The sequence below is a fragment of the Streptococcus urinalis 2285-97 genome, assembly GCF_000188055.2.
GTDB classification, from domain to species: domain Bacteria; phylum Bacillota; class Bacilli; order Lactobacillales; family Streptococcaceae; genus Streptococcus; species Streptococcus urinalis.
This window is the reverse complement of the sequence record NZ_AEUZ02000001.1, coordinates 404,179-416,605: the sequence shown is the minus strand read 5'-3', so window position 1 is coordinate 416,605 and position 12,427 is coordinate 404,179. Positions and strand designations below refer to the sequence as shown.

The 12,427-nt window shown below is 32.7% G+C and carries 16 protein-coding genes; 7 read left to right on the top strand and 9 right to left on the bottom strand.

The features are described 5' to 3' along the window. Positions 1-34: 34 nt before the first annotated feature. From STRUR_RS02050 to STRUR_RS02045, 3 genes are all read left to right on the top strand, one after another. Complete coding sequence (locus tag STRUR_RS02050) at positions 35-820, top strand: CdaR family protein (RefSeq protein WP_006740467.1); 786 nt, start codon at positions 35-37, stop codon at positions 818-820. After that, positions 817-969, top strand: a complete 153-nt coding sequence (locus STRUR_RS12080; protein ID WP_006739663.1) for a helix-turn-helix domain-containing protein — start codon at positions 817-819, stop codon at positions 967-969. Before STRUR_RS02050 ends, STRUR_RS12080 begins: the two co-directional genes overlap by 4 nt. 151 nt (positions 970-1,120) lie before the next feature. Beyond that, entirely contained in the window at positions 1,121-1,840 is a 720-nt protein-coding gene (locus STRUR_RS02045; RefSeq protein ID WP_006738958.1) for a glutaminyl-peptide cyclotransferase, read from the top strand. A 21-nt stretch (positions 1,841-1,861) separates the two neighbouring features. Here the strand turns inward: STRUR_RS02045 and pcp are convergent, their stop codons facing one another. The 5 genes from pcp to STRUR_RS02020 all read right to left on the bottom strand — a co-directional run bounded on the left by pcp (position 1,862) and on the right by STRUR_RS02020 (position 5,541). Next, entirely contained in the window at positions 1,862-2,512 is a 651-nt protein-coding gene (gene pcp / locus STRUR_RS02040) for a pyroglutamyl-peptidase I (RefSeq protein ID WP_006740383.1), read from the bottom strand. Positions 2,513-2,529: 17 nt separating this feature from the next. Further along, on the bottom strand, positions 2,530-3,453 hold the full coding sequence (locus tag STRUR_RS02035) for a DUF979 domain-containing protein (protein WP_006738816.1): 924 nt from the start codon (positions 3,451-3,453) through the stop codon (positions 2,530-2,532). Between the two features lie 2 nt (positions 3,454-3,455). Next, on the bottom strand, positions 3,456-4,142 hold the full coding sequence (locus tag STRUR_RS02030; protein ID WP_006738692.1) for a DUF969 domain-containing protein: 687 nt from the start codon (positions 4,140-4,142) through the stop codon (positions 3,456-3,458). A gap of 262 nt (positions 4,143-4,404) precedes the next feature. After that, complete coding sequence (locus tag STRUR_RS02025; RefSeq protein ID WP_006738544.1) at positions 4,405-4,881, bottom strand: hypothetical protein; 477 nt, start codon at positions 4,879-4,881, stop codon at positions 4,405-4,407. Positions 4,882-5,013: 132 nt separating this feature from the next. Beyond that, entirely contained in the window at positions 5,014-5,541 is a 528-nt protein-coding gene (locus tag STRUR_RS02020; RefSeq protein ID WP_006740361.1) for a transcription repressor NadR, read from the bottom strand. Positions 5,542-5,718: 177 nt separating this feature from the next. Between STRUR_RS02020 and STRUR_RS11670 the strand changes: the two genes are divergently transcribed. Then, on the top strand, positions 5,719-5,889 hold the full coding sequence (locus STRUR_RS11670; protein ID WP_006739757.1) for a hypothetical protein: 171 nt from the start codon (positions 5,719-5,721) through the stop codon (positions 5,887-5,889). A gap of 77 nt (positions 5,890-5,966) precedes the next feature. After that, the gene (locus STRUR_RS02015) at positions 5,967-6,266 is read left to right on the top strand and encodes a YbaB/EbfC family nucleoid-associated protein (RefSeq protein WP_006740093.1); all 300 of its coding nucleotides are present in this window, start codon (positions 5,967-5,969) and stop codon (positions 6,264-6,266) included. A 21-nt stretch (positions 6,267-6,287) separates the two neighbouring features. Here STRUR_RS02015 and STRUR_RS02010 read toward each other — a convergent pair whose 3' ends face one another. Further along, positions 6,288-7,016, bottom strand: coding sequence for an alpha/beta fold hydrolase (locus STRUR_RS02010; RefSeq protein WP_006738565.1), 729 nt, complete (start codon positions 7,014-7,016; stop codon positions 6,288-6,290). A 200-nt stretch (positions 7,017-7,216) separates the two neighbouring features. Between STRUR_RS02010 and STRUR_RS02005 the strand changes: the two genes are divergently transcribed. Further along, positions 7,217-8,410, top strand: coding sequence for an SAM-dependent methyltransferase (locus tag STRUR_RS02005; RefSeq protein ID WP_006739943.1), 1,194 nt, complete (start codon positions 7,217-7,219; stop codon positions 8,408-8,410). Between the two features lie 40 nt (positions 8,411-8,450). Here the strand turns inward: STRUR_RS02005 and trxA are convergent, their stop codons facing one another. Together trxA and STRUR_RS01995 are read right to left on the bottom strand one after the other, a co-directional pair. Next, positions 8,451-8,765, bottom strand: coding sequence for a thioredoxin (trxA, locus tag STRUR_RS02000; protein ID WP_006738893.1), 315 nt, complete (start codon positions 8,763-8,765; stop codon positions 8,451-8,453). A gap of 89 nt (positions 8,766-8,854) precedes the next feature. Beyond that, positions 8,855-9,346 (bottom strand): phosphatase PAP2 family protein, encoded by a 492-nt coding sequence (locus STRUR_RS01995; protein WP_231288885.1) that lies wholly within the window; start codon positions 9,344-9,346, stop codon positions 8,855-8,857. A gap of 147 nt (positions 9,347-9,493) precedes the next feature. Here STRUR_RS01995 and STRUR_RS01990 point away from each other — a divergent pair, with 147 nt between their 5' ends. Then, positions 9,494-9,928: a DUF1307 domain-containing protein gene (locus STRUR_RS01990; protein WP_006740292.1), complete on the top strand. Its 435-nt coding sequence runs from the start codon at positions 9,494-9,496 to the stop codon at positions 9,926-9,928. A gap of 103 nt (positions 9,929-10,031) precedes the next feature. On the opposite strand, the gene STRUR_RS01985 is transcribed toward STRUR_RS01990, so the two are convergent. Continuing rightward, complete coding sequence (locus STRUR_RS01985) at positions 10,032-12,368, bottom strand: endonuclease MutS2 (RefSeq protein ID WP_006739844.1); 2,337 nt, start codon at positions 12,366-12,368, stop codon at positions 10,032-10,034. Positions 12,369-12,427 lie beyond the last annotated feature (59 nt).

Genomic DNA, 12,427 nt, shown 5'->3' with positions numbered 1-12,427 from the left:
CATATACAATCGTAGAACCATCAGTTATTACCTTGTGCTAAAGACTGATCATAAGACAACTATCCTAGAACCTGCTGTTTTAAGTAAAATTGAAAATATCTGTTCTGTCTTTGAATTAAAGCAACTGTTAGAAATTGAATTTCAGAAAAATAATAATTATTTTAAATCCATCATTTTTGATGACTTTCTTAAATTAACAGAGCCTAATGAAGCTTTGTTAAATCGTTACAGTCTAAGTCTGGGAAAACAAATAGACACTCATTTAAGTGTCTTACTGATTTCTGATTTACTATCTCATGATGATATCATTTCTTTTGAAAAACTATTTTTAAAGTTTACTAAACAATTGGATAAGAGTCCGCTAAATACCAATGACCTTCACTTATTTTCTCGAAACCAACAAGTGGTCTTAGTTTTTGGTAGGCATTCAACACTAACAAAACACCTTCAAAAATTACAAACTTTTGTGTCAAGCTTTATTGGTCACGACCATTATTATATTGGAATAAGCACTGAAAAACCTTACTGGAAATTACGTCAAGCTTTAGACGAATCAAAGCAAGCAATCCGATTTGCAAAATCTAACCAAAAATCAAATCATCTACAATATTATCAAGAAATTGGCATTTTAAAACTATTGACCGATGACCAAGGCTCTATTAATCATCTATTTGTTGATGAACTTTATGAACAATTTCTATTACCAGTCATACAATATGATGCCGCTAACAAGACACAATTATACAAAACCTTATCTGTTTTTTTTTTGATAATCATTTTTCTTACACCTCAAGTAGTCAAACACTCTTCATTCACGTGAATACATTTCGAGCAAGACTAGCAAAAATTGAAGCTATTTTATCAATTAGTCTAAAAAACACCGACCACTTAATGAATATCCATTTAGCACTTAGACTTCATCAAAACAAAATGGCTAACAAAAACCATGTTTACAATCATAAGAAATAATAAGATTACACTTTAAGATTACACTTGATGATAGAGTAGAAGATAATGTTTCCAAGATATCTTAGTTATTCTATTAGAAATTACAGTTATTTTTTGATAGACTTGTAGTGATTGTTTATATTCTAGAATAATTTACTATTCAGGAGGAAAAATGATTCCAGAAGGACAAGTTGTATTAAAAAAAATATACCCTTACAATGATACACTATACACTCAAGGGATTGAAAATATCGATGATAATCAGATACTGATTTCATCTGGACGTTATGGATATTCTAAAGTTGGTATTTACCAGTTAAATCAAAAAAGTTACAAAAACATGCTTTCCTTTAATGACGATTATTTTGCTGAAGGATTGACAATTGTTAATCACTGTTTCTGGCTACTCTCATTCAAAGAAGAGTTGGCAACACTTTACAGTATTGATCTTTTCCAAAAAATAAAAGAAGTCTCTTACCAAGGGCAGGGATGGGGATTGGCCTATGATCAACACAATGGTTGTTTATGGATGACAAATGGTTCTAACCAATTACAAAAAAGAGACCCTATCACTTTTGAACTTATCGAAACAATTGACATTGAAGTTCAAGGTATTCCCATCTCAAGAATAAATGAATTAGAATATGTTGATGGTTATTTGTATGGAAACATTTGGCAAACTAATAAAATTGTCAAATTAGATCCAAATTCTGGGAAAATTGTCACTTTCTTCGACTTATCAGCTATTTTAGAAGAATTACACCTAGATCAATCCCATTTTCCTAATCTCAATTTTCTTAATGGAATTGCTCACCAAAAAGATAATACCTTTATTCTTTCTGGTAAACTATATCCCTATATGATAGAGGTTGAGTTAAATAAAAAAGACTAAGTTCTACTTAGTCTTTTTTATTTAATGTGTTGCTCCACCAACAATATTTAAGTCATCTTGATCATAGTGTTTTACAATAGCAGAAACGGCTGCTTTTATTCCTCGACTGATATCATCTAAATTCATCGAAGCAGTTCCGGGTTTATCAACAACTTGTTCAGTCATAAATGGAATATGCATAAAGCCAGCTCTTTTGATATTTGGGAATTTTTTATCTACTAGATAAAGAAGCTGATACATCAAATGATTACATACAAAAGTTCCTGCAGTATTTGAGACAGATGCTGGTAGTCCTTCTGCTTTTATAGCTTCAACCATTGCTTTAATTGGTAATTTAGTAAAATAGGCTGGTTCTCCATCTTCCCTAATAGGCAAATCAATTGGTTGTTTTCCTTCATTATCTGGAATTCTTGCATCATCTTGATTAATGGCTACTCTCTCAGGTGTCAATCCAAAACGTCCACCAGCTTGCCCTATACAAAGGACGGCATCTGGTTCAAAATCAGTAATATTTTTTTCCAAAACATCTGCTGATTTATAAAAAACTGTTGGAATTTCAACCCATTTTATTTCAGCACCTTCAATAGTATCAGGTAAACGTTTGACAGCTTCTAGAGCTGGATTGATAGGTTCTCCTCCAAATGGATCAAAACCTGTAACTAAAATTTTCATGTTTTCCTCCTTATTCATTAAAATGCAAAGAAATACATCACAATAATATGAACTACTATCATTACTAATGCAACTGGGGCTTGAGCTTTAATAACACCATTTGGATTTTTCATATCCATCAAAGCAACCGGCAAGGCATTGAAATTTGCAGCCATTGGAGTCAATAATGTTCCACAATAACCAGCAGTCATTGCTAATGCTCCTGCTAAAATCGGATTTGCTCCAAGTTGGAAAACAAATGGAACACCAACACCCGCAGTGATTACTGTAAAGGCTGCAAAAGCATTCCCCATGATCATTGTAAATACAACCATACCTAATACATAAGCAACAACACCAAAGAAACGACTACTCTCAGGAACCAAACCACCAATTAGACTAGAAATAACCGTCCCAACTCCAGCAGCTGTAAAAATAGCTCCTAAAGCACCCAAAAGCTGTGGTAAAATCCCACTTGTTGAGACTTGTTGAATCATTCTGTTGTTTTCATCGAGTAAAGTCTGTGGTTTTTGTTTTGTCACGTAAAGTGCTGTTATCGTTGCAATAATAGCTGCTATGGCAATAGCAACTCTACTAAAGTCTGGAATGATTTGTGCTATGACTAAAGCTAAGACAGCCATTAAGATAACCGGTAAAAAAATGGCATTTCCTATCTTGCTAGCACGAGCTTCTGCCACTTCTTCTTTTAGAGGTGGAAATTTGCTAATATCAACTTGTTTAAAAAGTGTTAGTAAAGCTAGAACAACAACTATAATACCGACAAGTTTATTTGGTAAAAAACTACCACCAATAAATGTGATCCCAATTAACCCCCAAAAGAAACCTGTCCCGACACGAACTGGATTAGTATCGTCTCGAAAAACTCTATAGGCAGTATGTAAAAATTGCAATCCAATAATAATATATGAAATCTCTAAAAGCGTATTTCCTAATGCTACCATAATTATTCTCCTTTGACTTTCTTATGATTCTTTTCAATTTTCTTATCAAATTGATAATTATAAATACCAACGACAATAATCGAAATAACCGCAATAATCATGGAAGCAAAAGCAATTTTTGAACTATTACTCTCATAGCCTAATTGATCAATAGTCCCACTAATCAAGAGAACTCCTCCTGCAGCTGCAAAAGTATTTTGTGCAAAAAAGTTCCCAAAGTTTTCATTTGCAGCAGCACGAGCTTTTATTTCTTCAACTTCATCTTCTGTTAACTCTTCATTCACTTTAGCTTCAGCAGCAGCTTCCCCCATCGGCTCCACTAAAGGACGAACAAATTGAGGATGACCACCTAATCTAATTGAAAATAATCCAGCTATCTCACGAATAATCAAATAAACCGTATAAAAACGACCAACCGTTAACGTTTTCATCTGTTTAATTAAATAAACAGCTCTTTGTTTTAATCCGAATGTCTCTGATAAACCAATTAAAGGTAATGTGATAATAAAAATAGTCATAATTCTTTGATTTGTAAATTCTTTACCAAGTAACTCCAAAAAATCAAAAAATGAGATACCAGAGACAAGTGCTGTGACAAGTCCTGCAACAACTACAGTGGCTATTGTGTCTAACTTTAATAAGAAGCCAATGACAATAATAAGTATACCAATTAATTTTATTAACTCCATAAAATTCTCCTTTTCTTTTCATTATATCAACTCAAAAAAAAGAAAGCAATATTATTCAGAATTTTCAATTAAATTATTTGATTATTCCAAATAGAAACTTTTTATTCATTAAAACTTAATAGTTTCTTAGTGATTTATGTATGAAAATGATTTTATTTTGATATGGTCGATCCTTTCGAAAATTAGCCACCATTTCATTTAGAATAAAAGAACTCACAAAAATGTGAGTTCTTTTTGAACATCGAAAAATTAAATCATTCTACTAATTATTCTTTGAGGATAACAATGTTATACCCATACGATTTTGAAGGAGAGTGACTAGGAAGTAAGCTAAATAAAAATCCAATAATCCATGTAAAATGGAACCAATACCAATTAATAAGAATAAATAAGCAATATAAGATAAATTAACCATTGAACTAACTGTTAATAAATAAACCACTGCAAATTCAGCTAATCCATGCAACATATTTATTGAAATAGCTAACAAAAAACGTCCTTTTTGTGTCGCAATCAGTTTAGGTTGATACTTTACCCATATCGCTCCTACCAGAACAAATAATAAATGAGAAAGGGCTCTGAAAACGATAACAATTGGGAAACCTGCAATAAGAAATCCAAAAGTCGTACCAATTGCTACTAAAAATGCGACTTGAGGGGAAATTAGCATGGCAATAAAAATAGGCACATGACTAGCTAATGTAAAAGACGCTGGTCCGATGACTAATTTCAAAGGCATAATAACAGGAATTAAAATACCAAAAGCAGTTAATACAGCTGTGTAGACAAGGTGTCTAGTTTACTTTCTTTTCATTTTAATTCTCCTTTGAGATAGTATATCTCAAAAACATGACAGCTGTCAAGACACCTATTATATATTTTCGTCAAGTAGAAGATTTGCTTCTTTTAAAGACCTCTTAATTTTTAAAAACTCCTCTTGACTTGCACACGAGATCGTATGAATATGAATACCATCTGTTAAACTAGACAGAAGGTTACTTTGACTATAGGATAGTCGATCCATAAATTGATCAATGTCATTTTGATTTGAAATGGATAGTGGAACTGTCAACAAACCATAAATCGGATGCTCAACAGATACATCTAGGACTGTTCCACCATGTGCTACGATAAGATTTAATTCTAAAGTAGTTTCTTCATGAGTATGTTTAGCGACAATTTTGCCAACATAATGAGAGACTGCTTGAGGTATAGTTGCCATTAAATAACCTCTTGGCGTTGATAAAATAGCTTTGTCCTTTGCCCTAAGTAACGCAATATCACCAACAATTACCTGACGACTCACGCCAAATTGTTTAGCTAAGTTACTAGCAGAGATAGCTTTCGTTTGTTGTTGCAAATAATCTAAAATACGTTGACGTCTCTCATCAGCTTTCATTAATTTTTCTCCTCATCTTTTTATTCATCTTAACATATTCATTATCAAATAAAAAGATGCTAAAAAGTGATTATGTTTCAAGTCATTTCCTAAACATTGACAAAGTAAATTGATTGAACCATAATAGCAGTAGAAACAAAATGATTAGAATTAACGTTATCTTTTTGAGGAAATACTATGGATACACTAAATTATCTCATTAACTGGTTCAAAGATGAACCTCTAGCTGTCATTATTACACTTCTTATTTTTGCTTTTGCTTGTTACTCATCACTTTATTCTAGAAGTTCTATTAGAAGTAAAAGAGATGCGCTCATCGATAAAAAACACAGAGATACTTTTAAATAATCATTCTGTCATTTCTGCTATTTTACAAAACATGTTATAATAACGAGACGATTATTTTTTAAGGAGACTAAAATCTTATGATGAATATGCAAAATATGATGAAGCAAGCTCAAAAGCTTCAAAAACAAATGGAACAAAAGCAAGCTGATCTGGCTGCTCAAGAGTTTGTGGGAAAATCTGCTCAAGATTTGGTGGTTGCTACTTTTTCAGGTGATAAAAAGTTAATTTCTATTGACTTTAAAGAAGCTGTTGTGGACCCTGAAGACACTGAAACTTTGGCAGATATGACAGCTCAAGCTATCAATGATGCTTTATCTCAAATTGACCAAGCAACTAAAAAAACGATGGGAGCTTTTGCCAACAAACTTCCTTTCTAAAGAGAAAAAAATCCAATTGCGTTAAGACTCAATTGGATTTTTTTGTTCTAAAATTAAGATAACAAGTTGGTCAACTAACTGATGAAACAGATTGGGTTTTGTCCAAGCAATAAAATGACCATGGTGAGGAACAACGATCAGTCTACCATGTTTAAAAAAGCGAGCCATTTCTTGACTATGCTTATACAAAATCATATCATGCTGACCAACTGCTACAAAAACAGGAATCTCTAAACATTTGAGTAGTGCTTTATCAATGGGAATGTCGACTTTTTGCAACTGCACAACAGCTGACATTTTCTTAAAGCGTTTACTCAGAAGCCCCAACAGATCAAAACCAAAAATCTCTAATTTGGCAGTTAATCTCGAAAAGGGTCGTAAGCCCATAAATTCATAATTCCCTCCATTTAGAAGCATACCTTCTACTTCTTCTGGGAATTGCTGACAATGCATCAATGCTAGATTGGCACCATCACTGTGACCAACAATTAAACATGACTTAATTTTTAAAGTTTCTAAGACCTGATGAATATCATTAGACATTTGCTCAAAGGTGATGTCTTTAGTTACTTTACTGGATTTGCCTTGGCCACGACTATCCATAAAAATTAATTGGTAACGTTCAGCTAATACTTTTTGTCGAAAAAAATAACGACTACTTAAGGAATTTCCATGCAAAAAAAGAATAGGATAACCCTGACCTAAAATTTGAACATAAATCTCACAACCATCTTTCATATTGATATACATGTTCAAGTCCTACCTTTCATTATCAAAATATTATAACACAATTGGTAAAAATCCAATTGATTTACTTCTATTTTCTAAATCATTTTTCAACAATTTTCATAATTTTGTTAACATTTATGATTTTTTCAATTTTCTTTCTTGAAAATAAATGCGAAAGTCGTATAATGTACTTGTAAAATTTAGAGAGAAGGTGGCTGCCTGTGAATAAGGATAGTCTACTATTACAAGAATTAATTAAAAAAACGTTTAATATCCCTATCCAAGTAACTTATGCAAATGGTGAAACAGACTATTTTAATGGAAGTAATCCTCAATTTAAAATAAAACTGAACAAACCTCTTCAAATAAGTAAACTTAAAAAAAGCCCATCCATTTATCTTGGTGAAGCTTATATGGATAAAGATATTGAAGTTGAAGGTTCATTACAAGATCTACTTCTAGCAGCTTTCAAAGCTCAAGATAGCTTTTTACGTACTGGAGCAGGTTCTTTGTCTGGTTTCTTGACTAAACACACCCATGATAAAAAGCAAAGTAAATCTGATATTCAGAGTCATTATGATATTGGGAATGACTTTTACCAATTATGGCTCGATCCCACTATGACCTATTCTTGTGCTTATTTTAAGCACGACACTGACACTCTCGAACAAGCGCAATTAAATAAGGTCCATCATGTTCTCAATAAGTTAAATTCAAAACCTGGTGGACATCTTCTTGATATTGGCTGTGGTTGGGGCACACTGATGTTTACAGCGGCAAAAGAATATGGTTTAAATGTGACAGGCATCACACTAAGTGAAGAGCAGGCTGCTTTTATTAACCAAAGAATTCAATCCGAAGGACTTGAAAGTCAGATGACGGTAGTTCTAAAAGATTATCGTGATATTAAAAATACTTATGATTATATTACCAGTATTGGCATGTTTGAGCATGTCGGTAAAGAAAATTTAGCAGAATATTTTGAAACGGTCTCTAATTATTTAAAAGAAGATGGTCTAGCTTTAATACATGGAATCACTGGTCAAGCCGGTGGTAACCATGGAAATGGTTATAATGCTTGGATCAATAAATATATTTTTCCAGGTGGTTACATCCCAAGGTTGACCGAAAATCTTGAACACATTGCTGATGCTGGTTTACAAGTGGCTGATCTAGAACCACTTCGTCGCCATTACCAAAAAACGTTAGAAATTTGGACAGAAAACTTTCATCAGGCGTTACCACAAGTTCAAAAAATGCATGATGAACGCTTCATACGCATGTGGGACCTATACCTTCAATCTTGTGCAGCTTCATTTCAATCGGGAAATATTGATGTTGTTCAATATTTACTATCAAAGGGTGTTACAAAAGATACCATGCCGATGACACGTGATTATATTTACCAACACTAGTCTCCAATAAAATAAAAAGCCCCATAAGGGGCTTTTTTTATTATGCTAATTCAGCAACAATTGCTTTGATCTGATCTTTGGTGTGAACACCAGCAATTTGTTTAACAACTTCACCGTCTTTTTTAAAGAGTAAAGTAGGAATTGACATGATTCCAAATTGTTGTGCTGTCTGTGGATTTTCATCAACATCTAGCTTAACAATTTTTAATTCATCCTCATCAAATTCTTCTGATAATTGATCAAGAATAGGTGCTTGCATCAAACATGGACCACACCAAGTAGCCCAAAAATCAACTAAGACTAAACCTTCTTTTGTTTCTGATTCAAATGTTTTATCTGTTACGATATGTGCCATTTTTCTTCTCCGTTCTACTAGTTTATAAGCATATTTTAGGCGAAATTAGATAATAAGGCAACTTTTTGCTACGCAAATTTTTGGCTTCCTTATTTCAAAAAAAGCCCTGCAAGAAATCCAATAATTAAGCCTGCAAATACATCTCTTAGAAAATGAACTCCGAGTAGCACCCTAATAATGGCAAGTAAGAACGCTAATCCAAAGTAGCATTTACCCAAGATAGGATTGACCGTAAAAATAACCATGGCAATCATAGTTGCGCTAAAGACATGTCTACTTGGAAAAGACTCTCCAGCCTTAACTTTTTTTTCTAGGGGATTTATAGGATATACTTCATAAGGACGTCTAGCATTGAAGACCTTTCTTAATCCTGTGACTAAAAGAAAAGAGATTGCTGGAACGATAACAAACATTGGCCAGTCTGCCATTTTCTTAACTAAACTATAGATAACTACAATAGGATAGGAAAAAAACATCACTTTCGTTATAAGACGATTAAAAATGAATAAACCATTTACCAATTGTCTGTGATTATTTAAATAACGACTAATATATTTATAAAATGCTGGGTATGAGTACATAGATAACTTTCTAGTAAATATTGAAGTCATTATAACATCATTTCTTTTCTAAATTCAAGTGCTACTTCTGGTAACTTAATCTTTTTAATGATAAACTAACAATGAGGTGACAACTATTTTTAAAGCCAGTTTAAGATTGGAGTCAATATGAAAAAGAAATCTTTACTTTGGGTACTTTTTAATTTTTGCCTTATTTTAGTTACTGCCTGTGGTGCAACTAAGCTAATAGATAATACTCAAAAAGCTTACTTTCAATTGATAAATAATAATACTGATGTTCGCATTACTTATGTTTATAAAAATGATAAGGTTTTGAAGCAAACAACACGCTCTACTGTCAAATACAAAGCTGTAGGTATCAAATCAGCCCAAGATGCACAGAAAAATTTTGCATCTAGTATTGAAGATCCTTATAAAGGTATTAAAGGAATAAAGCATAAAGTAGACTACAAATCAACCTATCTTATTGAAAATATTATAGTAGATTATAAAAAAGCTAATATTGATAAACTTGTGGATGCTGCTATTTTACAAATTGATCAATCAAGTAATGAAAAGATTGATTACATCAGTTACAAATAATCAGAAAAGATGCTTTTACAACAAGGATTTAAAAAAGTCAAAAATGATAAATTTAAAACTTTAAAAACCAATAACTAAAAAGAAACGCAATTGCGTTTCTTTTTTACCCTAATTTAGCAATTGTACATCCACTACCACCTGAAGATTGTGGTGCATACTCAAAGCTTTTAACATGTCTATGTCTTCTCAAATACTTGGTTACAGCTTTTCGAATAACACCTGTTCCTATACCGTGAATGATATCTACTTGACTAAAGTTGTTTAATAAAGCCTGATCAATAAAAGCATCCAATTCTTCCATCGCTTCTTCATAGCGTTTTCCTCTTAAATCAAGACGTGCATGAGCAGTCGCTTTAGATTTGACTTTCTTAACTTTTGCTAGTGGTTTTGCTTTTTGATTTGACTCATTCGTTTGGGTTTTAACCAGTGAAAATTCATCTTCTGAAAGTGTCATTTTAATCAACCCAACTTGAGCTTCCCATTTTCCAGATTTTGTTTGATTAACTAGAGTCCCTCTTTGACCATAACTTGTTACAATAATGTCATCACCGATATGAGGCGCTCTTACCTTTTTAGCTTTTTTCAAAACTTTATTTTGACTTAAATGTTGTTCAGGAATCAAAGTCTTTAATTGACTTTTTGCTTCAATGACCTGATGAGGCTTTAAGCTAGACTTTTCATGTAGATTTTTAAGTATATTATCACTTTCTTCTAAAGCTTTCTCGACAATTTCTTGAGATTCCCTAACTGCTTTTGCTAATTCTTTATCACGTTCATGAGAAAATTCATTGTATAATTTCTTAAGTGCTCTATTGAATTTTAAATTTTCTTGCTCAACTTCTTTGATATGATCAAGACGCTTTTTAACGTCTAAGGTTTGTGATTCTAGTTGTTCGATAATGTGATTGACATCTCCATCAGTGTCTGTCATGTTTTCAGCATCATTTACAATGACTGTGGACAAACCTAAGCGTCTAGCAATTTCAAAGGCATTCGAACGACCTGGCACTCCTTGCATGAAGCGATAAGTTGGTCTTAAGGTTTCCGTGTCAAAAGCCATACTGGCATTTTCAACATAATCCGTTTCAATGCCATAAGCTTTTAACTCTGGGTAATGAGTCGTAGCCATTGTTTTAACTTGACTCAGTCTTAAATGTTCTAAAATTGCCATTGCAAGACTAGCTCCTTCTTGGGGGTCAGTACCTGCTCCCAACTCATCAAATAATACTAAGCTATTGGCATCTGCTGCTTCAATTATTGAAACAATTTGAGTCATATGACTTGAAAATGTTGACAGACTCTGTTCAATAGATTGTTCATCGCCAATGTCTGCAAAAATAGCATCAAATAAAGCAATTTTTGAGCCTTTATCAGCAAGAATAGGTAATCCAGATTGTCCCATTAATTGTGCTAAACCTAGTGTTTTTAACATAATTGTTTTCCCACCTGTATTAGGACCAGTAATCACAATTTCAGTTAATTCATCTCTAAAATAAAGGTCATTAGCGACTGGCTTGTCAATCAAAGGATGACGAACACTTAATAATTGAATATTTTGGTTTTCAACTAATGTTGGAATACTAGCATTATGATCACTCATATAGAGGTATTTAGCTCTTGTAAAATCTAGATGTCCGATCACCCAAGCATTCTGTCTTAAAACAGGAGTATGTGGTCTGATGAAATCAGATAATTGATGTAAAATGCGTTGAATTTCATGACGTTCATCCGCCTGTAACTGAGTGATACTCTCATTCAGTTGAACAATTGATCTTGGTTCAATATAAACAGTATTACCAGAAGCTGAGATATCATGAACAACACCGGATACTTTATTTCTAAAGGTATTTTTCACAGGTAATACACTACGTCCATTACGGCTTGCAATGATATTATCTGCTAAATAATCACTATTTTTCTTTAATATATCTTGTAAATGTTGACGGATAGTTTGTTCTTGTTGGTGTATTTGGCGTCTGATACCTTCCAACTCAGGACTTGCAAAATTTTCCAAAAACCCACCGTCATTAATCGCTTGAAAACTTCCTTGCAACTCTGGAAAGAGTTCGATAGATTCAAATAAACGCTTTAAGACTATTAAATCAATATTTTCCAAATCTCTGTAAAAGCGTGCTAAATCAGAAGAAACTTCCAATACTTTCTTAATGGTAATCAACTCAGAAATGTTTAAATCAGCTTCTAATTCTAGACGACGAAGACACTCTTTAATATCCTCAATATGTCCAATTGCAAATTGATGATTTTCTACAAAAATTGCAGACATTTCCTTTACTTCATCAAATAGTTGATTTATTTTTTCAGACTTTGTATAGGGTTGAAGTTGTCTCAACTCAAACAGCCCTTGTTCAGTTTGAAAGTAAGGCTCAAATTGTTTTTTGACTTTATCAAATTCTAACTGTTCTAAAATCTTATTATTCATATGCCTATTATACCTTATTTAAATAAAAATGAAACAAAACAAAAAGGACTCGAAGTCCT

Bases quoted from the DNA above. Each gene is read 5' to 3' on its own strand.
- STRUR_RS02015 (WP_006740093.1), top strand. From the start codon at position 5,967: ATGATGAATATGCAAAATATGATGAAGCAAGCTCAAAAGCTTCAAAAA.
- STRUR_RS01985 (WP_006739844.1), bottom strand. From the start codon at position 12,368: ATGAATAATAAGATTTTAGAACAGTTAGAATTTGATAAAGTCAAAAAA.
- trxA (WP_006738893.1), bottom strand. From the start codon at position 8,765: ATGGCACATATCGTAACAGATAAAACATTTGAATCAGAAACAAAAGAA.
- STRUR_RS02030 (WP_006738692.1), bottom strand. From the start codon at position 4,142: ATGGAGTTAATAAAATTAATTGGTATACTTATTATTGTCATTGGCTTC.
- STRUR_RS02035 (WP_006738816.1), bottom strand. From the start codon at position 3,453: ATGGTAGCATTAGGAAATACGCTTTTAGAGATTTCATATATTATTATT.
- STRUR_RS02020 (WP_006740361.1), bottom strand. From the start codon at position 5,541: ATGAAAGCTGATGAGAGACGTCAACGTATTTTAGATTATTTGCAACAA.
- STRUR_RS02025 (WP_006738544.1), bottom strand. From the start codon at position 4,881: ATGCCTTTGAAATTAGTCATCGGACCAGCGTCTTTTACATTAGCTAGT.
- STRUR_RS02045 (WP_006738958.1), top strand. From the start codon at position 1,121: ATGATTCCAGAAGGACAAGTTGTATTAAAAAAAATATACCCTTACAAT.
- STRUR_RS01995 (WP_231288885.1), bottom strand. From the start codon at position 9,346: ATGTACTCATACCCAGCATTTTATAAATATATTAGTCGTTATTTAAAT.
- STRUR_RS01990 (WP_006740292.1), top strand. From the start codon at position 9,494: ATGAAAAAGAAATCTTTACTTTGGGTACTTTTTAATTTTTGCCTTATT.
- STRUR_RS11670 (WP_006739757.1), top strand. From the start codon at position 5,719: ATGGATACACTAAATTATCTCATTAACTGGTTCAAAGATGAACCTCTA.
- STRUR_RS02010 (WP_006738565.1), bottom strand. From the start codon at position 7,016: ATGTATATCAATATGAAAGATGGTTGTGAGATTTATGTTCAAATTTTA.
- pcp (WP_006740383.1), bottom strand. From the start codon at position 2,512: ATGAAAATTTTAGTTACAGGTTTTGATCCATTTGGAGGAGAACCTATC.